Below are 25380 nucleotides of genomic sequence, written 5' to 3' on the forward strand. Positions count from 1 at the left end.
GCCCGGGGCAAAATGGGCGCGGTTCTTGGTGTCAATGTTGACGGTCGGTCAGACCGGGTCGCCGATGCCCGAACCCGACTTGAAGCCACCCACGGCCGTGCCGGGTTCACCTGCGCCCGAGCAGACCGGTTTGCCATAGCGGTCCAGCCGCTGCGACAGGTAACCTTCGATGCCGTCATCGATGATCCAGTGGTCACAACCGTTCGGGTCGGTCCAGATACCGGCCTTCAATTCGGTCAGCGGCTTGGCGTCCAAACCGCGGTCTACGGTTTTGTTCTGCTTGGAGCCGACACATGCCGAGAGGCTGAGTGTGACCGTTGCCAGCAGCAATCCTTTAACAATCGTCATGTTCCGCTCCCTCAGCGAATGCAAATAATCTCGACGCGCCGGTTCTTCTGCATGCCGGCGGCGGTACGGTTGGTGGCAACGGGCTGACGCTCGCCATAGCCGCGCACATCCACGATATTGGCGCCGACCGACTGGCCAACGGCGGCAACCGCATTGGCGCGGCGCAGCGACAAGCCCATGTTGTATTCATCCGAAGCGCGGGCGTCGGTGTGGCCTGTGATCACGAAGGCACGGGCCGAAGAGGATTGAAAGAAACTGGCCAACCGTTGGCGCCCGGCCGCGTTGATATGCGACTTGTCGGTGGCAAACAGCTGATCCGAGGGCATCACACCGCAGGTGTTGCCACGGCGGCAGACAGGAATACCATCCCGGTTCACGTGGGGGGTCATGAATCCCTCCCAGCCATCATCCATCACCCAGTGTTCGCAGCCATCCGGATCAACCCAGATTCCCGGCACGTAACGCTCTTTACGCTGCTGCGCGACAGACGCTGTCGCAACAAGCGACGCGGCCACAGCAGCCGACAGGAAAACTCCGACCAATTGGCGCGGATTTGGAAACAAATTCTTTAGCACGGTTTTGCCCCTTACATACATCGCAGACCCCCGCCAGCGATACACGCGCGGACAGTCCCCCTAGATGCCGAGAGGGTACCAGAGTTCGTTACAAAAAAAAGAAATTTATCTATATATTGTGTCCAAAGCGGCAACAATCACAGCCACATGGCGCATTTGTTGGCATCTCCCCGGAAATCAGTCTTCCAGAAGCGTGGCCGCCAGCGAATTCGTGGAGCTTTCCGTTACCCGAGCGCGAACAATCTGGCCTTTCAGGCTGATTGGACCGTCAAGATGCACAGCGTGCAGGTGCTGTGATTTGCCAACCAACTGCCCGTCCAGACGTCCGGGACGTTCGATAAGCACCTGAACTTCCTTGCCAACCATCGCTTGTTGGATCTCGGTTTGTTGCTGGTTCAGCAACGCTTGCAACCGTTGCAAACGGTCACTGGCCACGTCGGCGTCCACTTGCGACCGCTCGGCCGCAGGGGTTCCCGGGCGGGTGGAGTATTTGAACGAATAGCACTGGCCGTACCGGACCTGCCGGACCAGTTCCAATGTGTCGTCGAAATCGGCATCGGTTTCCTCGGGGAAGCCCACGATAAAATCGCCCGACAGCAGGATATCGGGCCGCGCGGCGCGGATGCGCTCGATCAGCTTCAGATAGCTTTCGGCGGTGTGGCTGCGGTTCATGCGTTTCAGGATACGGTCGCTGCCCGATTGCACCGGCAGGTGCAGATACGGCATCAGCTTGTCCACCTCGCCATGGGCGGCGATCAGGTCATCATCCATGTCGTTGGGATGGCTGGTGGTATAGCGGATGCGTTCCAGCCCATCCACCTTGGCCAGTTCGCGGATCAGGCGCGCGAGCGACCATTCGCCCCCATCCGCCGCGCCGTGATAGGCGTTTACATTCTGGCCCAGCAGGGTGATCTCGGCCACGCCGCGTTCGACCAGATCGCGGGCCTCGGCCAGCACGCGGTCAGCCGGGCGGCTGACCTCGGCGCCGCGCGTATAGGGCACCACGCAGAAGGCACAGAACTTGTCACAGCCCTCCTGCACGGTCAGAAACGCCGTCGGGCCGCGCTTGGCCTTGGGGCGGGATTTGAGGTGGGCAAATTTGTCTTCCTCGGGGAAGTCAGTGTCCAGCGCGCGTTTGCCTTCGCGGATTTTCGCCTCCATCTCGGGCAGGCGGTGATAGCTTTGCGGACCCACCACCAGATCCACCATAGGCTGGCGGCTCACGATCTCTTCACCCTCGGCCTGCGCGACGCATCCCGCAACACCGATCTTCAGATCAGGATTGGCCGCCTTCAGCCCCTTATAGCGCCCCAGCTCGGAATAGATCTTTTCCGCCGCCTTTTCGCGGATGTGACAGGTGTTCAGCAGGATCATGTCGGCATCGTCGGGGGTTTGTGTTTCCACATACCCCTGCCCGCCCAGCGCTTCGGCCATGCGTTCGCTGTCATAGACGTTCATCTGACAGCCATAGGTTTTGACAAACAGCTTTTTCGGCGCGGTTTTGGTATCGGCCATGATCGAGGTCCTGTCGCGGGGTTGGCCCTGCCCTTTACAGGGTTCAGCCCTGCGCCGCAATGGTCTGTGAGCCGCTCGCAAGGTCAGACAGGATCGGGCAATCGGGCCTGTTGTCACCGGCGCAGGAATGCACCAGCGCGGCAAGCGTGGCGCGCATGGCCTGCATCTCGGCCAGTTTGGCGTCAATCTCGGCCAGATGGGTCTGGGCGACGGCCTTGACCTCGGCGCTGGCACGGTTGCGATCGGCATACAGTTCCAGCAGGGCACGGCATTGTTCGATCGAAAAGCCTAGGCGCCGCGCGCGCGCCAGAAAGGCAAGCCGGTGCAGGTCTTGATCCGAAAAGTCGCGATACCCGTTGGCCCCGCGGGCAGGCGTGATCAGGCCGATATCCTCGTAATACCGAATGGTCTTGGCGGGTACGCCCGCGCGTTTGGCAGCTTGCGAGATGTTCATGCGATCCCTCCGGCGTGGCGCAGCCTGAGCGCGTTGGCCAGCACGAAGAGGCTGGACAGCGCCATGGCGCCCGCCGCCAGCATGGGCGACAACAGCGTGCCTGTCACGGGGTAAAGCACCCCTGCAGCGACCGGAATCAGTGCAACATTGTAGCCGAAGGCCCAAAACAGGTTCTGCCGGATATTGGTCATGACCCGGCGTGACAGGAACAACGCGGACGCGACCCGGCCCGGATCGCCCGACATCAGCACCACATCGGCCGCGCCGATCGCCACATCGGTGCCGGTGCCAATGGCAAAGCCCACATCGGCCGCCGCCAATGCGGGGGCGTCGTTGATGCCATCCCCGACGAAACCCACATGATGGCCTTGTTTCTGCAGGGCATGAATATGCGAAAGCTTTTCGGCCGGGGACAAAGCGGCCTCGACCCGGTCCATGCCCAGCGACGCCCCCACTGCATCGGCGGCCTCGGCCCGGTCGCCCGAAAGCATCAGCGTTTGAATGCCCTGGGTGCGCAGTGCGGCGATGGCAGGGGCGGCTTCCGGTTTGACCGGGTCCTCGAACGCAAAGATCGCGCTCAGGGCCTCGTCAACGGCCATGTACACAAGGCTGGCCGTCACGCTGCCCGGTGGGTTCAGCATGTCGGTGGCAACGCCATGCAGCGCCAGCAGGTCGCGCTTGCCGATCAGGACTTTGCGCCCGTTGACCAAAGCCTCGGCCCCTTGCCCCGCAGTTTCGCGGATATCCGTGGCGGGGGTGTAGGCTGCGGGCGCGGCCGCGACCAGTGCCTGCGCAAGCGGGTGGGTTGACCCGGCCTCTACCGCGGCGGCGATGGCCAGCGCCTCGTGCCGGCTGATACCAGGGCCAAGGGCAATGTCCGTCATCACCGGCTTGCCGGCGGTCAGCGTGCCGGTTTTGTCGAAGGCGACAATGTCCAGATCCCCCACCGTCTGTAACGCCGCACCCTGGCGGAACAAGATCCCCTGCCCTGCCGCGCGACCGACGCCCACAACGATCGAGACCGGCGTCGCCAGCCCCATCGCGCAGGGACAGGCGATGATCAGGACCGACACCCCGGCCACCAGCGCCTGGTTCACCGCGCCCCCCAACAGCAGCCAAACCATCACGGTCAGCGTCGCCAGGGCCAAAACCGCAGGAACAAACCACAGGGCGATCCTGTCAACCAAAGCCTGCACCGGCAGGCGCAACGCCTGCGCGGCACGCACCATCGCGGTGATCCGCGCCAACGCGGTATCCGCGCCGACCGCGGTTGCACGATAGGTTAGAACACCGCCAGCATTAACCGTGCCCGCCGACAAGATGTCGCCCGGGGTTTTGGTCACGGGCAAGGGCTCGCCGGTCAACATGGCCTCATCCACTGCCCCTGTGCCTTCGATAACTTCTCCGTCCACAGCGACACGCGCGCCCTGGGGTAGCAGCAGGCGATCACCCGGCGCGACATCGGCAAGGTCCGTTTCCACAAACTGGCCTTCGCGCCAGACCGGCGCGGTATCCGGTTGCAGCCCGACCAGCGCGCGAATTGCGCTGTCGGACCGGGTTTTGGCGCGCGCCTCCAGCCAGCGACCGGTCAGGATCAAGGTGACGATGACACCGGCGGCCTCGAAATAGACTGCGCGGGCTGTGTCGGGAAAAAGGGTTGGGGCCAACAGAACGAGGGTGGAGTACAAGAACGCCGCGCCAGCGCCCAGCGCCACGAGGCTGTCCATGTCGGGGCTGCGGCGCAGAAGGCGACGAACGCCGTTCACCATCAGCCCGCGCCCCGGACCAGCCAAGACCGCGCCAATCAGCACAAGCTGCGCCGCCCAGAAGGGCACCGCGCCCAGCGACATCAGCGTGTGGTGCAACGGGGCCCAAAGATGCCCCCCCATCTCGGCCAGAAACACGGGCAGTGTCAGCAGCCCGGCCAGCAAGGCTCGCGCCCCGTCGCGCGGGGTGGCGGTCAGCGTGCCGGCCGGGCGTGCTGTCACCGGATATCCGGCACGTGCGGCCAGACGCGCCACCTCGGCCGCGGCGGCGGGGCTTGTCAGTGTGACATGCAGGCTATGATCGGTCAGCATTGCGCGGGCATCCAGAACCTCGGGCGCTTCGGCCACGGCCTTTTCGACGCGAGCAACGCAGCTGCCACAGCTCATCGAGGGAACATGGAACTGCAATTCGGTCAATTCGGGGGGATATCCGACTTCCTGCAGGGCTTGCAGAACGGTGTGAGGATCGCCTTTGACGTTCAATCGCGCGCTCTGCGATATCGCGCTGACAGACACGTCAGACGCACCGGGTGTTGCCTCAAGGGCCCGCGTCACCTTTGCGGCGCATCCGGCGCAGTGCATGGCCGGTATCGAAAGTTCTATTGTTGCAACGGACATCGCATTTCCCGGAATGGAATCTTAACTTTACTGGCACATAAGGGTTCCACCAGCTGGAAGGTCAAGCCTGCATGATGGACCGCGAAGAAATCATCCTCTAAGGTCCGGGCAACGGGCGGAAAACTAGGTAAATCATGCGTTACAGGGATCTGAAACATTTCCTCAAGGATGGGGTGGGCGCGCTGGCCAAGGGCCCCATTGCGGTGATTTTCGTCGAGGACGAGATCGAGATCGATACGTCGGTCCGCCATCACCTGCACCTGGGTTTCCGGGCTGTACTGGTCTTGGCGCCGCCCGAATTGGCGCTGCCATCGGACCTGACGGAGCGCGTGCACCGGATCGATACGCCCGTGTTCAATGATCTGGCCCTTGTCAGGGCCATGAACCAGATCATTCCAGCCGCTGAAGGGCAGTGGATATACTACTGCTATAACGCAGAATACCTGTTCTTCCCGTTTTGCGAGACACGCACAATCGGCGAAATGCTGGCCTTTCACACCGAGGAACGCCGCGACGCGATGCTGACCTATGTGGTCGATCTGTATGCCGGCGACCTGGCCCAGTACCCGCAGGCCGTCTCACTGGAAGAGGCGATGTTGGACAAATCCGGCTATTACGCGCTGGCTCGCCCCGACGAGAACGAACACCCGCGCGAGCGGCAGCTGGACTTTTTTGGCGGGCTGCGCTGGCGGTTCGAAGAACACATTCCCAAGGAACGCCGCAAGATCGATCGCATTGCGCTGTTCCGTGCCAAGGCGGGTCTTCAATTGCGGCCCGACTACACGTTCAGTGACGAGGAGTACAACACGTATTCCTGCCCGTGGCATCACAACCTGACGGCGGCGATCTGTTCATTCCGCACGGCCAAGGCGCTAAAACTGAACCCCGGCTCAACCTTCGATATCTCAACCTTCGAGTGGCACAATTCGACCCGGTTCGAGTGGAATTCGCAACAATTGCTGGACCTCGGGTTGATGGAGCCCGGACAGTGGTTCTAGGCGCTTAGTCTACCCTGCAGCCGGTGCCGCCGATACCGTCGCCATCTGCCGACGTGATGCAATCGGGGGTGTCGTGGGGGGCGTTCAGAACCTCTTCTTCCACCAGAACCGGCTCTTCGACCACGGCCTCGGGTGCCATGATGACCGGATCGGTTATGGCGCAATTGGACAAGGTGACCAGTCCGACAATGGCCAAGCCTGCGCGAAGGTTCTTGTTCATTCTTGATCCCCCTTGGGATGATAGAAATAGGCGCCGGCACGGAACCGGTGCGGATGGTCGGGGTTGGTGGTCTTTTTCATCTCTGCTGCGCGGGAACTGAGATCCCGGAACAGTTTCATCTGGGCCGTGTGGTGCATCGATTGAAGCTTCGCCAGGTCATCTGCCGACAGGCCGGTATAATGCACGGCGCGTTCGAAATGCGGGGCGGGGTTGGTGGTGACATTATCAGTGGCCGCATCCAGATGGTCCCCCACATTCGCCACCAGATAGGCGATCTGGTCGTCAGAGCCCGTGGCGGGCTGAAATGACGCCTCGATCAGTTCCACCGCGCCGGTTTCGGCATGCACGCGCACGGTTCCCGCCGCCTCCAGCGCGTCCAGCATCGTGCGCGGGTGCACGTCGCGCCGAACAAACCGGGCAAGGTCTTCGAACGAAGGCGCCGCGCCGTTTTTCGGCAGGATGCGGGGCTGACCATTCGACAAGTAAGCCGCCTCGGTCTGCCAAAGCGCAACAAGCCGCGACAGGTGGTTCAAACGTTGCGGTTTGGGGGTAAAATCACGCAGCCGGGCGACATCACGCCGTTGCAGCCCGGTCATGACCGACAGTTTGCTGTCGGTCACTTTGCCTTCGGAAAGCGTCTGCGCCGCTTCGACGTAATGCGCTTTCAGCCGTTCAGCGAGATCCGGAAACGGAATGCCGCGTGCGACCATAAGCCGGGCAAAGGGCGCAAGAAGGGAATCGAGCATATCAAACATAATGTGCAATGTGCACATTTTTCTTGACTCGATCAAGCGACCCGATAAATGTGCAAATTACACATTTTTTGGAGACTCAAAAATGCCCCTGTCCTTTTTCCGCCCCGCGCATGCGGCCGCCTTGTCCGGAATTGCCGCGCTGGCGGCCTGTGATCCAGCGCTCATCGCGTCCATCAACGCCGGGATGACCAACCCGGTTGTGGTGGCCGAAGACGTTCTGGCTGAACCCGAATTGGCCATAATTGAACCGGAACCCCCGACAGGCCGCGTCCCGGCCCCGCGCGCGGGTGTAATCACCGCCGGTGATATCGACGACACGCTGAACCTGGGCGCATTTGGCCGGTTTGCCAGTCGCGCCCGCCGGGAATTGAACCTGCCACTGGCCGATCTGCGCCGCCCGATCCTGTTGCAACTGACAGGCCCCGATGGTCGCCCGGCCCCGGGTGCGCGTGTCACGTTGCGCAAACCCGGTGCTGCCGATCCCTTCTATTCCGGCTATGCCGCGCCGGGCGGTTACGTCACGGTCTTTCCGTCGCTTTTTGGCCAGACCAACTTGTCGAAAGTCGAAGTCCGCACCTTCGACGACGCACAGCAGGGCGCGGTACAGTCCCATATCGTGACGCTGAACGGATCACGCGAGCGATTGAGCATTCCGCATGCGCAGGGCTGGACGCCAGAGTTCCTCGACCTGCTGTTTGTGGTCGACACCACCGGCTCTATGGGGGACGAATTGGCCTGGCTGACCAAGGATCTCAGACGCATCGTGCGTACCGCGCAAAAGGCGGCGCCCAAGGCCGATATTCGCTATGGACTTGTGGTGTATCGTGACCGGCAGGACGCATATACCGTCCGCAATTTCGGCTTTACCAAAAGCCAAAGGCAAATGGTGGGCTGGCTGCGCGCACAAACGGCCAGCGGGGGCGGAGACTATCCCGAGGCCGCAGCAGCCGGTTTGCAAGCGGGTGTCGATCTGAACTGGCGCCGTGGCAAGGGGGAACGCCTGCTGTTCCACATTGCCGACGCGCCGCCGCATGACCACGAGGCGCGCGCCTATCTGCATGCAGCACAGGCAGCGGCGAAGAAGGGTGTGCAGGTGTTTGGTCTGGGAGCCAGTGGCGTGGGAATTGAGGCCGAGTTCCTGATGCGTCAGGCCGCGGTGCAGACTGGCGGGCGCTACCTGTTCCTGACCGACGACAGCGGTGTGGGATACGGCCATGCCGAGCCTTCGATCAGCTGCTATAGGGTCACGGACCTCAGCGGGTTGGTCACGCGTGTCCTGCGATCCGAGCTTGACGGCATTCGCCACGAGGCCCCTGCATCGGACATCATTCGCAGCGTCGGAAGCTACCGGGGCGGCGTATGCAGCGATTGATGGGGCGTTGGCGGTTGTGGGGTCAGGCCTTGCTGCGCAGTCGGATCACCACATCAACCTTGGCGATCTCCATCCCCTCTGGCGCGTCGGGCAACGCGGTGATCTTCACAGCATCAGACGGCGCGTCAGAAATACGGCCCTCGTCTTCCCAGAAGAAATGCGGGTGATCATGGGTATTGGTGTCGAAATAGCTTTTGGCACCATCGACCATCACCTCTTGCATAAGACCAACGGCGCAAAAGGCTTTGAGCGTATTATAGACCGTGGCCAGCGACACCTTCTCGTCCATCTCGCTGGCCGAGGCAAACAGGCTTTCGGCGGTGACATGCCGATGCCGACCATCGCCCACCAACAACGCCGCCAAAGCCACGCGTTGGCGCGTGGGGCGCAAGCCGGCCTGCGCCAGCCATTGCGTTCCGGTTTCAAGCTGCGAAGGTGTCATCCAGTTAAGCCTACCTTATGGTGCAACCCATATATAAAACCGGCAACGGGTCGATTTCAAATCAAAAACCTGCGCGCCCCAGTGTCGCACCGCCCCTTGCAACGCTGCAAAGCCCGGTGATACATGTCGTCAAACCTAGTCCAGACCCTATATAAGAGGCGCCGCTACATGACCCAGTACCCCACAAGCTTTGACAAAGAGGCGCTGCTGAAATGCGCCCGCGGGGAACTGTTTGGTCCGGGGAATGCACAGCTGCCGGCGCCGCCGATGCTTATGATGGACCGGATCACCGACATTTCGGGCGACGGCGGGGAACATGGCAAGGGCCACGTGGTGGCCGAGTTCGATATCGTGCCCGACCTGTGGTTCTTTGACTGCCACTTTCCCGGCAACCCGATCATGCCCGGATGTCTTGGCCTGGACGGGCTGTGGCAATTGACCGGGTTCAACCTGGGCTGGCGCGGCTGGAAGGGGCGCGGTTATGCGCTGGGTGTGGGCGAGGTTAAGTTGACCGGAATGGTCCGCCCCGATCGCAAGATGCTGACCTATTACGTGAATTTCACCAAAGCGGTGCAAACACGTCGCCTGACCATGGGCGTGGCCGACGGCCGGGTTGAGGCCGATGGCGAGGTGATCTATCAGGTGAAGGACATGAAGGTCGCTCTGTCGGAGAGCTGACCTCCGCGGCAAACGGCAGCCGCGGGCACGATTGCAACGTGGTGACACCGTCAGACGCCGCGAAACTTCCGGAATTTCAGATCATTCGCCCACTTGGGCTAAACACCCCGCTTCAAGCATGGGATCGGGCGCTTCTGCATGCAATGGCGAAACCCTCAATATCAATCCAGAGTTGCTGCGGGTGTCAAAAATGCCTACGAATGGCTGATTGGCATTTTTTATTTGCGAACCGCCAGTTTTAATGATCACCGGGAGGGCCTAGAAATGGTCAAACATCTAAAAACACTGTTCTTTTCCACTATTTTTTGCGCAGCAGGTCTTGATGTTGAGGCGCACGAAACCTTTGATCCGAAAGAGCATGCGGATATCCCCAGCATTTGCGTGACGCATACCAATTCGGACTTTTTTGGAGTGCTATGTCACGTGCTTGCCCACCAACACGAGCCAAAACGCACGCCTTTCAAGGCTACCTATCGTGAAGTCCGCACCGTGGGATCGAACGCCGAATTCTGTATTGAATTGCTGAAATACAAAACGTTTTTGGTCATCCCTGACCCCAATGGCGGCACGGGGATTGACGACGTGGACGAGATTACCATTTGCCACGATTGAGCAGCCATCCGTAAGTCAGCGCTCCAACGAAACAATGCCTTTCGCGCGCGTTTGCCCTTTGACCAAGTGCGCTTGCACCCCTTTATTCCATCGCCTAGTAAGGGCTTAGAAAACGAAGGGAGTGCAGGCATGCGCCGTGTTGTGATTACCGGGATCGGCATCGTGTCGCCCATTGGCAATAACGTGGCCGAGGTCGAGGCCAGCCTGCGCGACGGGCGCTCGGGCATTGTGACCGAACCGGTTTATGCCGAGAACGGGTTCCGCAGCCAGGTGGCGGGTATTCCGCAGATCGACCTGGCGGCCGAGATCGACAAGCGGCAGCTGCGGTTCATGGGCCCCGGCGCGGCGTATAATTATATCGCGATGGAACAGGCCATTGCCGATAGCGGCTTGGAAGAGAACGAGGTTTCGAACGAGATGTCGGGCCTGATCATGGGATCGGGCGGGCCGTCGACCTCGAATTTCTTTACCGCCTTTGACACGGTGAAAAAGAAAGGCGCGCCCAAGCGCATGGGCCCCTATATGGTGACGCGCTGCATGTCGTCGACCAACTCGGCCTGCCTGGCAACGCCGTTCAAGATCAAGGGCGTGAACTATTCGATCACCTCGGCCTGTTCGACCAGTGCGCATTGCATCGGCAACGGGGTTGAGCAGATCCAGATGGGCAAACAGGACATTGTCTTTGCCGGTGGCGGGGAAGAGGTCGACTGGACCCTGTCGTGCCTGTTTGATGCGATGAACGCGATGTCCAGCAAGTATAATGACACGCCGGAACTGGCCTCGCGCGCCTTTGACGCGGCCCGCGACGGGTTCGTGATTGCCGGTGGCGGCGGGGTTGTGGTTCTGGAGGAACTGGAACGCGCCAAGGCCCGCGGTGCCAAGATTTACGCCGAGGTGACCGGGTACGGCGCCACGTCGGACGGCCACGACATGGTGGCCCCGTCGGGCGAGGGTGGCGAGCGGTCGATGCGTCTGGCCATCAAGGATCTGGGCGACCGCAAGGTGGATTACATCAACGCCCACGGCACCTCGACGCCCGCGGGCGACGTGACCGAGGTTGAGGCCGTGCGCCGCGTCTTTGGCGAAGGGTCCACGCCCCCGATCTCGTCCACCAAATCGCTGACCGGCCATTCGCTGGGCGCGACCGGTGTGCACGAAACCATTTACAGCATTCTGATGATGCAGGGTGATTTCATCGCCGCATCGGCCAACGTGACCGAGCTGGACCCCGCGTTGCACCCCGACGAAATCGTGACCCAACGCCGCGACAATGTCAGCCTCGATACGGTTCTGTCCAACAGCTTTGGCTTTGGCGGCACCAACGCGACCTTGGTTCTGAGCAAATTCCACGGGTGAGTTCCAGATGCCTGATTTGATGACAGGAAAACGGGGCCTCGTGATGGGTGTGGCCAATGACCGGTCCATCGCCTGGGGCATCGCCAAGGCGCTGCACGCCGAGGGGGCCGAGCTGGCCTTTTCGTATCAAGGCGAGGCGTTTGGCAAGCGCGTGGCACCCTTGGCAGAGACGCTGGGATCAGACTTCCTGCTGGATGTTGACGTGAACGATGACGCGTCACTGGACGCGGCGTTTGAGCAGATCGAGGCGCGCTGGGGCAAGCTGGATTTCCTGATCCACGCCATCGCCTATTCCGACAAGAACGAGCTGGCCGGGCGGTTCATCGACACCTCGCGCGACAACTTCCGCAATTCGCTGACGATCTCGTGCTATTCGCTGGTGGATGTGGCGCGCCGGGCGCGGCCGCTGATGACCGATGGCGGGTCGATCACCACGCTGACTTATGCCGGGTCCAACCGCGTGGCGCCGCATTATAACGTGATGGGCGTGGCCAAGGCGGCGCTGGAAAGCGCGGTGCGCTATCTGGCCAACGATCTGGGCCCCGAGGGTATCCGCGTGAACGCGATTTCGCCCGGCCCGATGAAAACCCTTGCCGGGGCGGCCATCGGCGGGGCGCGCAAAACCTTTCGCTATACCGCCGCCAACGCCCCGCTGCGCGACAACGCCACGCTGGAAAGCATCGGCGGGACGGCGGTGTATCTGGCCTGCGACCACGGGCTGTGCACCACGGGCGAGATCATCACGGTTGACGGCGGCATCCACGTTCTGGGCATGCCACAGCCGGAGAACCTGTAACCCGCCGCCGCCGCGGCCCGGTTACGCCGACCACAGCCCCATCGGCCCGCCGGTCACCGGGTCGCGCGCGGGCACCGGCAGCGCGGCAATGCGTTCTACGGCGTCGTCGTATGCCTGCGCGGAAATCTCGGCCACGCGCATATTGTCCCAATTGCCCTCGCCCGGATAGCCGCCGACCACAAGGTTATCGTCGGACATGGCCACCATCTGATGCGACACACCTGCCGGTAAAACCGCCGCATCGCCAGTTTCCAGGCGGATCGTGGTGCCGCCTTCACCGAACACCAAAATGTCGATCCAACCGGCGGCGCAGCCAAGGCATTCATGCGTGGACGAATGGAAATGCGCATAGGTGAACAGTCCGGCAATACACCAGTTATGCCCCTACCCCTGCGACTGAAACTGCCGATAAAACGCGGCCGCACCACCCCCGGGCACTGCATTGCGATAGACCAGCAGCGCAAGCGGGTTATTGGGCGCCCGCCCCGCCGGTTCGGAATAATAGGTCTCGGGCCCTGCCATCATGTCCCCGTGTTCTGGCGACCGTCAGCCGATCGACACCAGCTCGATCGCAAAGGTCAGGTCTTTGCCAGCCAGCTCGTGATTGGCGTCCAGCGTGATGTGCTCGTCGGTCACCTCGGTGATGGTCACCACCATGACCTGCCCGGTGGGCGATTGCATCTGCAGCTTGGTGCCAAGATCGGTGGGGATGTCGTCGGGCACTTCGGCGCGCGCAACCTGCTGAATCGCGCGGTCGTCGCGGGTGCCATAGGCCTCGTCGGCGGGCACGTCGACCACTTTCTTGTCACCGACAGCCATGCCTGGCAGCGCCTTGTCCAAACCCGGGATGATCTGGCCCGACCCCACCTGAAACTCCAGCGGATCGCGCCCGGTCGAGCTGTCGAATGTGGTGCCGTCGGCCAGCGTGCCGGTGTAATGAATGGCAACCTTGTCGCCGGACTTCACTTCGGTCATGGAACCCTCTTTCCTTGTTGCGGGACAGAGGCCACCCGAATTCCGCGCAGAGCTCTGAAACAGGGGGCCAATCTAGGGCACTGATCACAGATGTAAACCGATACAGCTGAATCGGTACAAACGTAGTCTTTTCCCCTGCCCCCGGCTGTGCCAGTGTCGCAACGAAGTGGAGGACCGCCATGACGATCAAGACCTGTATTTTTGACGCCTACGGCACGCTGTTCGACGTGGCCGCCGCCGCGCGCGAGGCCGCCGCCGAACCCGGCAACGAAGCGCTGGCCGGGATCTGGCCGAAGCTGGCCAATGACTGGCGGCTCAAGCAATTGCAATACACGTGGCTGCGGGCCGTGGCCAATGCTCATTGCGATTTCTGGGAGGTCACGCAAAACGGGCTGGACTGGGCGATGGAGGCTGCGGGCCTTTCAGACGACCATCTGCGTCAGCGCCTGCTGGACCTCTATTGGGAACTGTCGGCTTATGCCGAGGTGCCCGCGATGCTGGCCGCGCTGAAGGCGGCGGGGATGCAGACCGGCATCTTGTCGAACGGATCGCCCGCGATGCTGGACGGGGCGGTGCAATCGGCGGGGGTTGGCGACGTGTTAGACGATGTGTTGTCCGTCGAAAGCGTTGGCGTCTTCAAACCGCACAAATCGGTCTATGACCTTGTTTGCAAACGCTTTGGCGGCACGCCCGATCAGGTGCTGTTTGTCTCGTCCAACGGTTGGGACGCCGCGGGGGCTACGGGGTATGGGTTTCAGACCGTCTGGGTGAACCGCGCCGGCGAACCGGTGGACCGGCTGCCATGGACCCCGCCCAATATCCTGACCGACCTGACCACCATCCCCGAACTTGCAGGACGTCTTTGATGCCCCATTTCCACGCCGATGACGGCGCGCGCATTCATTTCACCGATACCGGCGACGGTCCGGTTCTGCTGTGCCTTTCCGGCTTGTCGCGCAATTCGGATGATTTTCAGTATCTGCGGCCGCATCTGCCCGGCATACGAATGATATGCATGGATTATCGCGGGCGCGGCAAGTCGGACTGGACCGGGGCAGAGACATACACCTTGCAGCGCGAAGGCACGGATGTGGTGCAGTTGCTTGCGCATCTGGGTCTTGGTTCGGTGCCGATCCTTGGCACCTCGCGCGGCGGGTTGATCGGCTTGGGACTGGCACTGACGGTGCCCGATGTTGTGGCCGGGTTGTGCATGAACGACATCGGCCCGGTGATCGAGCCCGAAGGTTTGGAGCGCATCCGCGACTATGTCGGTGTCAACCCGGGCTTGCCCAGCTTCGACACCGCGGCGGCCCATTTGGAAAAGGGCGCGTATGGATTTGCCAATGTCGCACCCGATCGATGGGTGCAGGAAGCCCGCACCCATTTCCGGGAAGAGAGTGACGGCCTGCGCATCAACTATGATCCGGCCCTGCGAGATGCGTTTCTTGAGGCCTTTGTGGTGCCCATGCCCGAAGCATGGCCGTTCTTCGAGGCGCTGAATGGCAAGCCGGTGGGACTGATCCGCGGTGCGGGGTCTGACCTGATGTCGCGGGAAACTGCACTGAAAATGAAGGGCCTGCGCCCTGACCTTAACTGGGCCGACGTGCCGGATCGCGGCCATGTGCCGTTCCTGGACGAACCCGAGGCGCTGCAGGTAATCAACGATTTTATGGCGGTAGTATGAATTTCGAGATGATCAAAGCCGCAGCCGGACGTTTGGACGGTCATGCACGTCAAACGCCGATCCTGTCTTCGCCCTTTCTGGACGAGATCGCAGGCCGCAAGCTGATGGTAAAACCTGAATGCCTGCAACGCACAGGGTCATTCAAGTTCCGTGGGGCTTGGTCGGCCATATCGGCCCTGTCGCCGGAAACGCGTGCACGCGGTGTGATTGCCTTTTCCTCGGGCAATCACGCGCAGGGGATTGCGCTGGCTGCGCGTGAACATGCGATCCCCGCTGTTATCGTCATGCCCAACGACGCGCCGGCGCTGAAGATCGCCAACACCAAAGGCTATGGCGCCGAGGTGGTGCTGTATGACCGCCCCGGCGGCGAAAGCCGCGAAGCCGTGGGCGAAGCGCTGGCACGCGAGCGGGGGCTTACGCTGATCAAACCCTTTGACGAGCCGCTGGTGATTGCAGGTCAGGGGACGGTTGGGCTGGAAATCGCGGAACAGTCACAGGACGGCGACGTTTTGGTGTGCTGCGGGGGTGGCGGGCTGACGGCCGGGATCGCGCTGGCGCTTGCTGAAACGGCCCCGAAGATGCGGGTGCGGCCGGTTGAACCGGTTGGGTTCGACGACATGGCGCGCTCGATGATTTCTGGGGTCATCGAAAAGAACGACACCGGGACCGGTAACATTTGCGATGCCATTCTGACACCGCAACCGGGCGAGATCACCTTTCCGATTATCCAACGCCTATGCGGCCCGGGCTTGGTGGTCACCGAACAAGAGGCCTGCCGGGCCATGGTTTTGGCATGGCAGCATCTGAAAGTCGTGGCAGAACCGGGCGGGGCCGTGGCGCTGGCAGCGGCCCTGTTTCACGCCGACAAAGTTGAAGGTCCGACCGTGACGGCCGTCGTATCGGGCGGTAACGTCGACCCAACCCTGTTTGCCGAAACCTTGCAGAGATACGGATAGATGACCGAATTCACGATCGCCAGTTTCAACGTCAAAAACCTGATCGGGGCCGACAAGGAGTATTACCGGTTCGAGAAATACACGCCCGAAGAATACGCGTGGAAACAGGATTGGCTGGCCGATCAGGTGCTGACCCTGAACGCTGATATCGTCTGTTTTCAGGAGATCTTCGAGGAAGAGGCGTTGCGCGACGTGGTGGACGAGGCCGACGCGCGTGGTGCTGCACTGAACGCGGCCTCGGTTCCGGACCGGTCCAAACGGTACGCCCGCAAGGCAATTTTTCGCAAGCTGGCAACCGACAGCTACAAGGACGCGGCGCTGGCATTTGCGCCCAATGCCTCGGACGGTGAACCGGGCGAGCGGCGCCCCGGCCTTGCGATCCTCTCGCGCTTTGGCTTTGCCGAGCCGCCGGAGATCGTGCAGGATCTTGATCCGCCACTGCAAATCCCCTTTCCGGGGCAGGAAGGTGGCTATAGCCTGCCGCGCGTTTCCCGCCCGATCCTTAAGGCCCGCGTGCCTGTAGGGGACCGGGTGATCACGGTCTTCAACTGCCACCTGAAATCAAAACTTGGCGAATTTGTCCGGCCCGATGACGCGGATTTTGCACCCGAGGCGAACCTGCTGTCCTATGACGCGGCGGGCCGCGCGATGGGTTCACTGCGTGCCGCTGTGCGCCGCATGGCCGAGGCATGGGTCCTGCGGAACCTGATCCTGGGTGAACTGAAACAGGGGCGACCGGTGCTGGTCCTGGGTGATTTCAACGATGGCGAACATGCGGTGTCGTCCGAGATCATCTCGGGCGAAGTGCCGTTCAAGAACTACGCCTGGATGCGCCGCCACGACGCCACGCATCAGGCCGACCGGTACAGCCGCGAAGAAGCCGAACAGATCACCGAAAGCGTCGAGGCGATGCGCCTGCATTCGGCCGAAAAGCTGTTTGTGCGGAAATCGTCACGCGACATGGTCTATACGGCGGCCTTTGGCGGCGTGTTCGAATCCATCGACCAGATCCTGATGTCACGCCATTTCCTGCCCGAATGGGACGGGGCAATTGGCGAGATGGAGTATTTCTCGGTCTTCAACGACCACCTGACCGATGGTTCGCACCCCGAAGCGCCGTATAACAAGCTGGCCTCGGATCACGGACAGATCATGGCGCATTTCCGGCTGCGGGGATGAGGGGAAGCATCCACATCAACTGGCGTCAGGACGGCCCCGAAGACGGCCCGGCTTTGGTGTTGCTGCACCCGCTGGGCAGCGACTTGCGGGTGTTTGACGGGCTGTTGCCCCTGTTGCCCGACGATATGCGGATTATCCGGATCGATATGCGCGGTCATGGCGGTTCGGAATGCCCGCCGCCACCTTATGGCATGGGCACCCTGATCGCGGACACTGAAAAAGTATTCGCTGAGTTGAACTTGCGCGATGCGGTGTTGCTGGGCGTATCCATCGGGGGGCTGATTGCCCAAGGCTTGGCGTTTAAACGGCCCGAGCTTTTGCGTGGACTGATCCTGTCGAACACTGCGCCGCGGATCGGCATTCGCACCATGTGGGAAAAGCGGATTGCCGAGATGCAGAAGGCCGATATCAACCAATATGCCAAGGACACGTTCGAACGCTGGTTCGGCCCTCTCGCGCGGCGCAAAGCGGATATCGGGGCGGTAGAAAAGATCGTTTTGCAACAGCGGATCGAGGGGATCATCGGTTGTGCCCATGCCATCGCCGGCACGGATTTTTACACGCAGACCGCCACGCTGAACCTGCCGGTGATGTGTGTCGCCGGCGATATCGACGGCTCTACGCCTCCTGACATGGTCCGCGAGATGGCGGCGCTGATTGAAGACGCCCGGTTCGAACTGCTGCGTGGTGCGGGCCATCTGCCCTTTGTTGAAAAGCCCGACGACTATGCCACGCTGATCCGCGATTTCACCCGCGGTCTGGATGTGAATTGAGGTTCGTTCTGGTGCATGGCGCGTGGTGCCGCGCGGTGCATTGGGGCCGGGTGCCTGCCCTGTTGCGACAGGCCGGGCACGATGTACTGGCGATAGATCTGCCCGACAGCCCTGCAGCTGACATCACGTTGGACGCCTATGCCAACGCGATTTTGGATGCCACGATAAAGGGCGATTTGCTTGTTGGTCATTCTATGGGCGGCATGGCCATCTCGGCTGCGGCGGCGCGGGATCCGGAGCGGTTTCCGCACATGGTCTATGTCGCCGCGTTTTTGCCGGAAGATGGGCAGAGCCTGATCGACATCAAGAAATCTGACAGCCGCAGCCTGATCGACTCGGTTCAAGTCGAGGACGCACACAGCACCCGACTGATTGCCGCGAAGGCGGGGGGTGAGCTTATGCACGATGCCCCCCAGGATCTGGTTGATTGGGCCGCTGCGCAGTTGCGTGCCCAACCCAACCGGCCGCAAACTGACCCGTTTTCAATGCATGATCCAAGGTTTCGACTGATCCCGAAAACCTTTGTCCAATGCCTGAACGACCGCGTGATCACACCCGCCAAACAGGCCGCCATGTCTGGTGCCGCACCGATCTGCACGACAATCCCGATACCCACGGGTCATTTTCCGCAATTGTCGCACCCTCAAATGCTGTCCGACATCCTTTTGAGCATCCATACAGAGTTGCACTAAGGGATTACCCGTATTGCGTGTTGCTTCCTTGACATGCTGCAATGCAGCATGAGAGTATGAGGTGCACAGGCACGGAGGTGACCATGTTAGAGACCCTGCCCCCCAAACGCGCTGCGTTGCGTGACCGCGTAATTGAAATTGCCGAAGTCAAAGCAGAAAACGAAGGAATTTCAGGGCTTAGGGCCCGCGATCTTGCGTCCGAGGCGGGTTGTGCCTTGGGCAGCATCTACACGATCTTCGGTGATTTGGGTGATGTAGGCGCGGCGGTGAACCAACGCAGTTTCGACCAGATTCTTTCTGCAATGCAGCAGGTCGGTGACAGCCGTGGCGGTGCTCTGGACGTTCTTAAGTCGCTTGCCGCGACATATGCCCAATATGCCACCGACCACACGCCGCGTTGGAAGATGGCATTCGAAACCGGCCTGCCCGAAGGTGAAGGCGACGCCGCCCTTGCGCCAATCATCGACATTTTTGTCGACCCGATGGCGGAACTGCTGCCTGCGTATTCAACACGGATGGTCCTGCGCAGCGCGCGCGTTCTGTTCGCCACGATCCACGGCATTACAGCCATGTCACTTGACCCTCGGCTGCCGGTTTTGCCCGAAGGTGACCTGCGCCGTAATCTGAATGCCGCGGTTACCGCCATGGTTTCCACAAACGAACATGTTTGAGGCCGTCACAAAAACTTAATTGCGAATAATTCGCATTTGCATTGACACTTTCGAGTCGTGCGGCATATTTGCCTCAGACTCGAACAGGAGAAATGTCATGCGCGCAGTGGGATTCGCAGCGGCTCTGGCCTTGGGCGTCGCCACGCCGGCCGTGGCCGACAAGTTGAAAGTGGTTACAACCTTCACGGTTCTGGCCGATATGGCGCAAAACGTAGCCGGTGACGCGGCCGAGGTGGTTTCGGTCACCAAGCCGGGGGCCGAGATCCACGGCTATCAGCCCACCCCACGCGATCTGATTCGCGCGCAGGACGCCGACCTGATCCTGTGGAATGGCATGAATCTGGAGCTGTGGTTCGAACAGTTCCTGGCCAATCTGCGCGACGTGCCTGCAGCCATTGTCAGCGACGGGATCGAGCCGATGCCCATCGCCGAGGGCAGTTACGAGGGCAAGCCCAATCCCCATGCCTGGATGTCGCTGGACAGCGCGCTGATTTATGTGGACAACATCGCCGCCGCGATGTCCGCCCAAGACCCTGAAAACGCCGCTGTTTACGCCGCAAATGCTGCCGCCTACAAGGCGCAGATCGCCGATACGATTGCCCCGCTGAAAGCCGCCGTGGCCGAAGTGCCCGAGGCGCAGCGCTGGCTGGTGACGTGTGAGGGCGCGTTCAGCTATCTGGCGCGCGATTTTGGGCTGGCCGAGGTGTATCTGTGGCCGATGAACGCCGACGCCACCGGCACACCGCAGCAGGTGCGCAAGGTGATCGACACGGTGCGCGAAAACGACATCCCCGTGGTGTTCTGTGAAAGCACCGTCAACACCGACCCGGCCAAACAGGTGGCGCGCGAAACCGGCGCGGCCTATGGGGGGGAGCTCTATGTCGACAGCTTGTCGTCAACAGACGGCCCGGTGCCCACCTATCTGGACCTGCTGCGGGTCACCTCGCAAACCGTGTCTCAGGGGCTGACGGCTGCGGTGAACTGATGGTGCCGCCCCTGCCCCCGTTCGAACAATCGGGCCTGTGGGCCCGCGATGTGACCGTGACTTACCGCAACGGGGTCACCGCGCTGCATGCGGCCAGTTTTGCCGTGCCCAAAGGCGCCATCGCGGCGCTGGTTGGGGTGAACGGGGCGGGCAAATCCACATTGTTCAAGGCCATCATGGGGTTTTTGCCCTTGGCCGCCGGTGACATTCGCGTGCTGGGCCAATCGGTGCGGCAGGCATTAAAATCCGGGCTGGTGGCTTATGTGCCGCAAGCCGAAGAGGTCGACTGGTCCTTCCCGGTTCTGGTCGAAGATGTGGTGATGATGGGCCGCTATGGCCGCATGGGGCTGCTGCGCATCCCCTCGGCGGCGGATCGCAAGGCGGTGGCCGAGGCGCTGGACCGGGTCGGCATGGCCGATTTCCGCCATCGCCAGATCGGCGAGCTGTCGGGCGGGCAGCGCAAGCGGGTGTTTCTGGCCCGCGCCCTGGCACAGGACGGGCAGGTGATCCTGCTGGACGAGCCGTTCACCGGTGTGGACGTCCAAACCGAAGACGCCATCACCGCCCTGCTGCGCGAGCTGCGTGACGAGGGGCGGGTGATGCTGGTCAGCACGCACAATCTGGGCTCGGTCCCTGAGTTCTGCGACCAGACGGTTCTGGTCAAAGGCACGGTGCTGAATTACGGCCCCACGCCGCAGGTCTTTACCCGCGAGAACCTGGAGCTGGCTTTTGGCGGCGTGCTGCGGCACTTCGTTCTGGGCGGGCAGGATCTGCATGACGATGACGACGCGCGCGCGGTCACCATCCTGACCGATGACGAGCGCCCGGTGGTCATGTATGACGACAAGACCAAGACGGCGGCGGGCGAAGATGACGCTGCTTGAACCCTTTACCTATGGCTATATGACCAACGCGATGTGGGTCAGCGCCTTGGTGGGTGGGGTCTGCGCGTTTCTGTCGGCCTATCTGATGCTGAAAGGCTGGTCGCTGATCGGTGACGCGCTGAGCCATTCCATCGTACCTGGCGTCGCGGGGGCTTATATGCTGGGCCTGCCCTTTGCGTTGGGCGCGTTCCTGTCGGGCGGGCTGGCGGCCGGCGCGATGCTGTTTTTGAACCAGCGCACCGGGCTGAAGGAAGACGCCATCATTGGCATCATCTTCACCGGGTTTTTCGGGCTGGGTCTTTTTATGGTGTCGGTATCGCCGGTGCCGGTGGACGTGCAGACGATCATCCTGGGCAATATCCTGGCGATCACGCCGGGCGATACGCTGCAACTGGCGATCATCGGGTTCGGGTCGCTGGCGGTGCTGCTGGTGAAGTGGAAAGACCTGATGGTGGCGTTCTTTGATGAAAACCACGCGCGGTCCATCGGGTTAAACCCGGCGCGGTTGCGGTTTTTGTTCTTTGTGCTGCTGTCGGCCAGCTGCGTGGCGGCGTTGCAGACAGTGGGCGCGTTTCTGGTAATCGCGATGGTGGTGACGCCGGGGGCCACGGCCTATCTGCTGGCAGACCGGTTTCCGCGACTGTTGATGATCTCGGTCGCCATCGGTGTATTGTCGAGCTTTTTTGGCGCCTATATCAGTTATTTCCTGGATGGCGCGACAGGTGGGATCATCATCACGCTGCAAACACTGATCTTCCTGATTGTCTTTGTGTTCGCCCCCAAACACGGGTTGCTGGCGGCCCGCCGCAAGGCCGCCGCGGCGCTGCGGGGGCGATGATGGAGACGATCCTTCTGCCGTTTCAGTTTCCGTTCATGCAAAACGCTTTTCTGGTGGCGGCGCTGATTGCCGTGCCATGTGCGATGCTGTCCTGTTTCATGGTGCTAAAGGGCTGGTCACTGATGGGCGACGCCATCAGCCACGCGGTGTTGCCGGGGATCGTGGTGGCCTATATCGTCGGCATCCCGCTAATCATCGGCGCGTTTTGTGCAGGGATGTTTTGCGCGCTGTCGGTGGGGTATCTGAAAGATCACAGCCGGATCAAGCAGGACACCGTGATGGGGGTGGTCTTTGCCGGCATGTTTGGGTTTGGTTTGGTGCTTTACACCAAGATTCAGACCAATGTACATTTGGACCATATCCTGTTTGGCAACATTCTGGGTGTTGGCTCGGTGGATCTGTTGACGGCCGGGCTGGTGGCGGGTGGCGTTACAGCTGTGTTGCTGGTCTTCTGGCGCGACTTGCTGCTGCACGCGTTTGACCCGGCGCAGGCGCGCGCCATTGGTCTGCCAACGCAGCTGCTGCATTACGGATTGCTGGCGGTGTTGTCCCTGACCATTGTGGCCACGCTGAAAGCTGTGGGGCTGATCCTGGCCATCGGGTTGCTGATTGCACCGGGTGCAATTGCCTTCCTGCTGACCCGGCGGTTCGGCGCCATGATGGCGGTGGCTGTGGCGGTGACGCTTGTGGCCGGCATTGGTGGTGTCTACCTGAGTTTCTGGATCGACAGTGCACCGGCACCCACGATCATCCTGATCCTGACACTTCTTTTCATCCTGGCATTTGTCGTACGCAGCCGTGCGCATGCAGCCTAAGGTTAGTGGCTTCCAACCGCTTGTCGGACCCTGACGGGCCCTTCGCGCGGGCGGTGCGAAGAACGCCGCCCACGGCGTGATGAGCGCCGCCGGCCACTCCGTGCACCATCGGCAGGCTTTTCCTTCCGCCCCCTCGCTTGTATGGCTACCGCTATGATGGACGACGCAAAGTACTCACCGGGCCTGCACGTGCTGGCCGATTTCCACGGCTGCACTGCGCTGGACGACCTTGGCCGGATCGAGGCCGCGCTGGTCGCGGCCGCTAATGCCGCGGGCGCCACCGTCCTTGAGTGCAGTTTTCACCATTTCGGCGGCGCGGGCGGGGTGACGGGCGTGGTCCTTTTGGCCGAAAGCCATATTTCGATCCACACGTGGCCGGAAAGCGGGTTTGCCGCGATCGATATCTTCATGTGCGGCACTGCCCAGCCACTGAAGGCGCTACAAGTGTTACGCGACGGGCTGCAGCCGAAGCGGGAACAGATCACCGAAGTGGCACGCTCGGCCTAGCGGAACCAGCGGTCCCATCCGTCCAGGTAATACCCAACCAACGCATGGTCCTGCAGGCTATTGACCTCGGCTTCGATAGGCTCAATGTCGCTGGCGAAGACCTGTGATGCCACCCATTGCTGCGGTGTCCAGAATTGCAGCCCACCAGGAAGCGCCGCCGCGTCGCGCGCCAAAACCGGCGCTGCCATCACGAACCCCCAGTCGCCGAAACTGGGCACATAAGCGTGATAGGGTAGTGTTTCCAGTCCTTTACCCGGCGCAAACGGGTTGGAAACCGCCGCCAAAGTTGCCTCGATTGACCAGAACGCCTGCCGCGCAAAAAGCGGTGATCCGGCCTGCGTCGTCACAACGCCCTGTGCCGAAAGGTTTTGAACCAGCAAGCCATAAAACTCGCGGCTGTAAAGCTTTGACAGGCTAAGCGACTTCGGGTCCGGCAGGTCCAGGATCACCACGTCGAACGGCCCAGGCATCTGTTCCAGGTATTGCCAGGCGTCGCGGTTGATCACCTGCACGCGCGGGTCCGATAATGCACCGGCATTCAGGGCGGCAAGGTCATCATGATCGCGGAATAGTTCGGTCACGCGCGCGTCCAGATCCACCAGAACCACCTCGCGCGCATCGTCCCAACGCAGCACCTCACGCGCCGCCATACCATCCCCGCCGCCCAGGATCAGCACCCGCGCGCGGCGCGGGGCATGCGACATTGCGGGGTGCACAAGCGCCTCGTGATAGCGGTGCTCGTCATAGCTGTCGAACTGGATCGAATGGTTCAGAAACAACCGGGTGCGGTCGCGGAACCGGGTTATGGTCACCTGCTGGTATGGCGTGGTTTCCGACAGGATCACGTCATCCTCGAACAAGGCCGCATCCACCACAGCAACCATCTGCTCGGACTTCCACACCCCTGCAAGGCTGGCCACCAGAGCCACCGCCCAAACCACATGTACGCCAAATCCCAAGCGCCCGCGGAAAACCAGCAATGACAGCCCCGCAACGCACAGGTTCAACACACCAAAGGCCAGGCTGGCCGACATCAAACCAAGATGCGGAACCACTAATATCGGAAAGGCCAGGGACGCCGCGAAGGCGCCGACGTAGTCTACCGTGAGCACATTTTCGAAGCGAAACTCGGGCGCTCCGATTTCCTTCAATACGCGGGCGATCAGGGGGATCTCCATCCCCGACAGCACGCCCACAAGGCCCAGCATTGTGTAAAGCAGACCCTGCACCAACCCTGTTGCCGCATAGGTAAAAAACAGCGCAGGCGCCATGAACCCGCCAACAACGCCCAGCATGATCTGCGCCCAAACAAAGCCGGGTAACGCCGCGTTCACGAACCGCGACAGCCATGCGCCCAGCCCCATCGCGGTCAGAAACACACCGATGACAAGGCTGAACTGCCGGACGGAATCGCCCAGCAAGTAGCTCGACAAGGTCGCGGCAATCAGCTCGTAGATCAATCCGGCGACGGCTACCAGAAAGGTAGCAATCAGCAACCAAACCTCGCGACCGCGAGAGGCCGATGTCATGAAAGCAGAACAGCCGCGATGATGATCGACAGCGCGATAAAGATCGACCCGATCAGGATCGACAACGCCATGTTCTGATCTTGTTCGATCTCTTTCATAATCGGAAAAGGCGTCAGCCAGTCGATCACTTTCCAGCAGACCCCCATCAGCACAACGCCCAAAGCGGTGTACAGGATCGTGCTGACAACTTCAGACAGCTGGATGGCCGAGAAAATGTCCATGAAGAAACCTCCGTTACTTGATGCGCCCGGAAACGCCATAAGTGCCCACGCGCACTGACCGGTCCAGGTCGCGGCTTTCACCCCAGACGCCGTTATAGGAAAGATAGCCCGCCCCGCCCAGGATCAGGGCCGCAACAGCGGCTATGGCAATGGTTGTTGGTGACAT

General features: G+C 61.4%; 32 protein-coding genes. 18 read left to right on the plus strand and 14 right to left on the minus strand.

Annotated features, from left to right (window positions below):
• Positions 1-48: 48 nt before the first annotated feature.
• From ACMU_RS07475 to ACMU_RS07495, 5 genes are all read right to left on the minus strand, one after another.
• A complete protein-coding gene (locus ACMU_RS07475; RefSeq protein WP_035258028.1) occupies positions 49-348 on the minus strand; it encodes a hypothetical protein in 300 nt (99 codons plus the stop codon).
• A gap of 11 nt (positions 349-359) precedes the next feature.
• Positions 360-863 (minus strand): OmpA family protein, encoded by a 504-nt coding sequence (locus ACMU_RS07480; protein ID WP_236626225.1) that lies wholly within the window; start codon positions 861-863, stop codon positions 360-362.
• 237 nt (positions 864-1100) lie between these two features.
• Entirely contained in the window at positions 1101-2438 is a 1338-nt protein-coding gene (gene miaB, locus ACMU_RS07485) for a tRNA (N6-isopentenyl adenosine(37)-C2)-methylthiotransferase MiaB (RefSeq protein WP_035258030.1), read from the minus strand.
• A 43-nt stretch (positions 2439-2481) separates the two neighbouring features.
• Positions 2482-2892, minus strand: coding sequence for a Cu(I)-responsive transcriptional regulator (gene cueR / locus ACMU_RS07490; RefSeq protein WP_035258032.1), 411 nt, complete (start codon positions 2890-2892; stop codon positions 2482-2484).
• Positions 2889-5276 (minus strand): heavy metal translocating P-type ATPase, encoded by a 2388-nt coding sequence (locus ACMU_RS07495; protein WP_035258035.1) that lies wholly within the window; start codon positions 5274-5276, stop codon positions 2889-2891. Before ACMU_RS07495 ends, cueR begins: the two co-directional genes overlap by 4 nt.
• Positions 5277-5410: 134 nt before the next feature.
• On the opposite strand from ACMU_RS07495, the gene ACMU_RS07500 reads away from it, so the two are divergent.
• A complete protein-coding gene (locus tag ACMU_RS07500; protein ID WP_035258037.1) occupies positions 5411-6274 on the plus strand; it encodes a glycosyltransferase family protein in 864 nt (287 codons plus the stop codon).
• Positions 6275-6278: 4 nt separating this feature from the next.
• Here ACMU_RS07500 and ACMU_RS07505 read toward each other — a convergent pair whose 3' ends face one another.
• Positions 6279-6494 carry a hypothetical protein gene (locus tag ACMU_RS07505; protein WP_035258040.1) on the minus strand — a complete coding sequence of 72 codons (216 nt, stop codon included), beginning with the start codon at positions 6492-6494 and terminating at the stop codon, positions 6279-6281.
• Positions 6491-7240, minus strand: coding sequence for a DUF6502 family protein (locus ACMU_RS07510; RefSeq protein ID WP_152544551.1), 750 nt, complete (start codon positions 7238-7240; stop codon positions 6491-6493). The genes ACMU_RS07505 and ACMU_RS07510 overlap by 4 nt, the downstream gene beginning before the upstream one ends.
• A 91-nt stretch (positions 7241-7331) precedes the next feature.
• On the opposite strand from ACMU_RS07510, the gene ACMU_RS18700 reads away from it, so the two are divergent.
• Positions 7332-8621, plus strand: coding sequence for a vWA domain-containing protein (locus ACMU_RS18700; RefSeq protein ID WP_161635642.1), 1290 nt, complete (start codon positions 7332-7334; stop codon positions 8619-8621).
• Positions 8622-8643: 22 nt separating this feature from the next.
• On the opposite strand, the gene irrA is transcribed toward ACMU_RS18700, so the two are convergent.
• Positions 8644-9063 (minus strand): iron response transcriptional regulator IrrA, encoded by a 420-nt coding sequence (gene irrA / locus ACMU_RS07520; protein ID WP_035258042.1) that lies wholly within the window; start codon positions 9061-9063, stop codon positions 8644-8646.
• Between the two features lie 168 nt (positions 9064-9231).
• Here irrA and fabA point away from each other — a divergent pair, with 168 nt between their 5' ends.
• From fabA to ACMU_RS07540, 4 genes are all read left to right on the plus strand, one after another.
• Entirely contained in the window at positions 9232-9741 is a 510-nt protein-coding gene (gene fabA, locus ACMU_RS07525) for a bifunctional 3-hydroxydecanoyl-ACP dehydratase/trans-2-decenoyl-ACP isomerase (RefSeq protein WP_035258045.1), read from the plus strand.
• 138 nt (positions 9742-9879) lie between these two features.
• Positions 9880-10353, plus strand: a complete 474-nt coding sequence (locus ACMU_RS07530; protein WP_035258048.1) for a hypothetical protein — start codon at positions 9880-9882, stop codon at positions 10351-10353.
• Positions 10354-10482: 129 nt separating this feature from the next.
• Positions 10483-11709: a beta-ketoacyl-ACP synthase I gene (fabB, locus tag ACMU_RS07535; RefSeq protein ID WP_035258050.1), complete on the plus strand. Its 1227-nt coding sequence runs from the start codon at positions 10483-10485 to the stop codon at positions 11707-11709.
• Positions 11710-11716: 7 nt separating this feature from the next.
• Complete coding sequence (locus ACMU_RS07540; protein ID WP_035258052.1) at positions 11717-12505, plus strand: enoyl-ACP reductase FabI; 789 nt, start codon at positions 11717-11719, stop codon at positions 12503-12505.
• A gap of 21 nt (positions 12506-12526) precedes the next feature.
• Here ACMU_RS07540 and ACMU_RS18705 read toward each other — a convergent pair whose 3' ends face one another.
• The 3 genes from ACMU_RS18705 to ACMU_RS07550 all read right to left on the minus strand — a co-directional run bounded on the left by ACMU_RS18705 (position 12527) and on the right by ACMU_RS07550 (position 13480).
• Entirely contained in the window at positions 12527-12790 is a 264-nt protein-coding gene (locus ACMU_RS18705) for a cupin domain-containing protein (RefSeq protein WP_152544552.1), read from the minus strand.
• A 99-nt stretch (positions 12791-12889) separates the two neighbouring features.
• Positions 12890-13027, minus strand: a complete 138-nt coding sequence (locus ACMU_RS19430) for a hypothetical protein (protein WP_161635643.1) — start codon at positions 13025-13027, stop codon at positions 12890-12892.
• A gap of 24 nt (positions 13028-13051) precedes the next feature.
• Positions 13052-13480 carry an FKBP-type peptidyl-prolyl cis-trans isomerase gene (locus ACMU_RS07550; RefSeq protein WP_035258053.1) on the minus strand — a complete coding sequence of 143 codons (429 nt, stop codon included), beginning with the start codon at positions 13478-13480 and terminating at the stop codon, positions 13052-13054.
• Positions 13481-13659: 179 nt separating this feature from the next.
• Between ACMU_RS07550 and ACMU_RS07555 the strand changes: the two genes are divergently transcribed.
• The 12 genes from ACMU_RS07555 to speD all read left to right on the plus strand — a co-directional run bounded on the left by ACMU_RS07555 (position 13660) and on the right by speD (position 23464).
• Entirely contained in the window at positions 13660-14346 is a 687-nt protein-coding gene (locus tag ACMU_RS07555) for a haloacid dehalogenase type II (protein ID WP_035258054.1), read from the plus strand.
• A complete protein-coding gene (locus ACMU_RS07560) occupies positions 14343-15164 on the plus strand; it encodes an alpha/beta fold hydrolase (RefSeq protein WP_161635644.1) in 822 nt (273 codons plus the stop codon). The genes ACMU_RS07555 and ACMU_RS07560 overlap by 4 nt, the downstream gene beginning before the upstream one ends.
• A complete protein-coding gene (locus ACMU_RS07565; RefSeq protein WP_035258057.1) occupies positions 15161-16120 on the plus strand; it encodes a threonine ammonia-lyase in 960 nt (319 codons plus the stop codon). Before ACMU_RS07560 ends, ACMU_RS07565 begins: the two co-directional genes overlap by 4 nt.
• The gene (locus tag ACMU_RS07570) at positions 16121-17299 is read left to right on the plus strand and encodes an endonuclease/exonuclease/phosphatase family protein (RefSeq protein WP_035258058.1); all 1179 of its coding nucleotides are present in this window, start codon (positions 16121-16123) and stop codon (positions 17297-17299) included.
• Positions 17296-18072 (plus strand): alpha/beta fold hydrolase, encoded by a 777-nt coding sequence (locus ACMU_RS07575; RefSeq protein WP_035258061.1) that lies wholly within the window; start codon positions 17296-17298, stop codon positions 18070-18072. Before ACMU_RS07570 ends, ACMU_RS07575 begins: the two co-directional genes overlap by 4 nt.
• Complete coding sequence (locus ACMU_RS07580) at positions 18069-18764, plus strand: alpha/beta fold hydrolase (RefSeq protein WP_035258062.1); 696 nt, start codon at positions 18069-18071, stop codon at positions 18762-18764. The genes ACMU_RS07575 and ACMU_RS07580 overlap by 4 nt, the downstream gene beginning before the upstream one ends.
• A gap of 83 nt (positions 18765-18847) precedes the next feature.
• Complete coding sequence (locus tag ACMU_RS07585; protein WP_161635645.1) at positions 18848-19435, plus strand: TetR/AcrR family transcriptional regulator; 588 nt, start codon at positions 18848-18850, stop codon at positions 19433-19435.
• Between the two features lie 97 nt (positions 19436-19532).
• Positions 19533-20420 (plus strand): metal ABC transporter substrate-binding protein, encoded by an 888-nt coding sequence (locus tag ACMU_RS07590; protein WP_035258067.1) that lies wholly within the window; start codon positions 19533-19535, stop codon positions 20418-20420.
• A gap of 2 nt (positions 20421-20422) precedes the next feature.
• The gene (locus ACMU_RS07595) at positions 20423-21304 is read left to right on the plus strand and encodes a manganese/iron ABC transporter ATP-binding protein (protein ID WP_328286655.1); all 882 of its coding nucleotides are present in this window, start codon (positions 20423-20425) and stop codon (positions 21302-21304) included.
• Positions 21291-22142 carry a metal ABC transporter permease gene (locus tag ACMU_RS07600; protein WP_035258072.1) on the plus strand — a complete coding sequence of 284 codons (852 nt, stop codon included), beginning with the start codon at positions 21291-21293 and terminating at the stop codon, positions 22140-22142. The genes ACMU_RS07595 and ACMU_RS07600 overlap by 14 nt, the downstream gene beginning before the upstream one ends.
• The gene (locus ACMU_RS07605) at positions 22139-22957 is read left to right on the plus strand and encodes a metal ABC transporter permease (RefSeq protein WP_035258073.1); all 819 of its coding nucleotides are present in this window, start codon (positions 22139-22141) and stop codon (positions 22955-22957) included. Before ACMU_RS07600 ends, ACMU_RS07605 begins: the two co-directional genes overlap by 4 nt.
• Positions 22958-23113: 156 nt before the next feature.
• Positions 23114-23464 carry an adenosylmethionine decarboxylase gene (gene speD / locus ACMU_RS07610; RefSeq protein ID WP_152544553.1) on the plus strand — a complete coding sequence of 117 codons (351 nt, stop codon included), beginning with the start codon at positions 23114-23116 and terminating at the stop codon, positions 23462-23464.
• Here speD and ACMU_RS07615 read toward each other — a convergent pair.
• From ACMU_RS07615 to ACMU_RS19575, 3 genes are read right to left on the minus strand one after another with little or no spacing between them, the layout of a single operon-like run.
• On the minus strand, positions 23461-24993 hold the full coding sequence (locus ACMU_RS07615; RefSeq protein WP_035258078.1) for a polyamine aminopropyltransferase: 1533 nt from the start codon (positions 24991-24993) through the stop codon (positions 23461-23463). The two genes, speD and ACMU_RS07615, sit on opposite strands and share 4 nt — an antisense overlap.
• Positions 24990-25214, minus strand: a complete 225-nt coding sequence (locus ACMU_RS07620; RefSeq protein WP_035258081.1) for a DUF350 domain-containing protein — start codon at positions 25212-25214, stop codon at positions 24990-24992. Before ACMU_RS07620 ends, ACMU_RS07615 begins: the two co-directional genes overlap by 4 nt.
• Positions 25215-25227: 13 nt before the next feature.
• Positions 25228-25380 (minus strand): hypothetical protein, encoded by a 153-nt coding sequence (locus ACMU_RS19575; protein ID WP_169737932.1) that lies wholly within the window; start codon positions 25378-25380, stop codon positions 25228-25230.

Source organism: Actibacterium mucosum KCTC 23349 (genome assembly GCF_000647975.1).
Lineage (GTDB): Bacteria > Pseudomonadota > Alphaproteobacteria > Rhodobacterales > Rhodobacteraceae > Actibacterium > Actibacterium mucosum.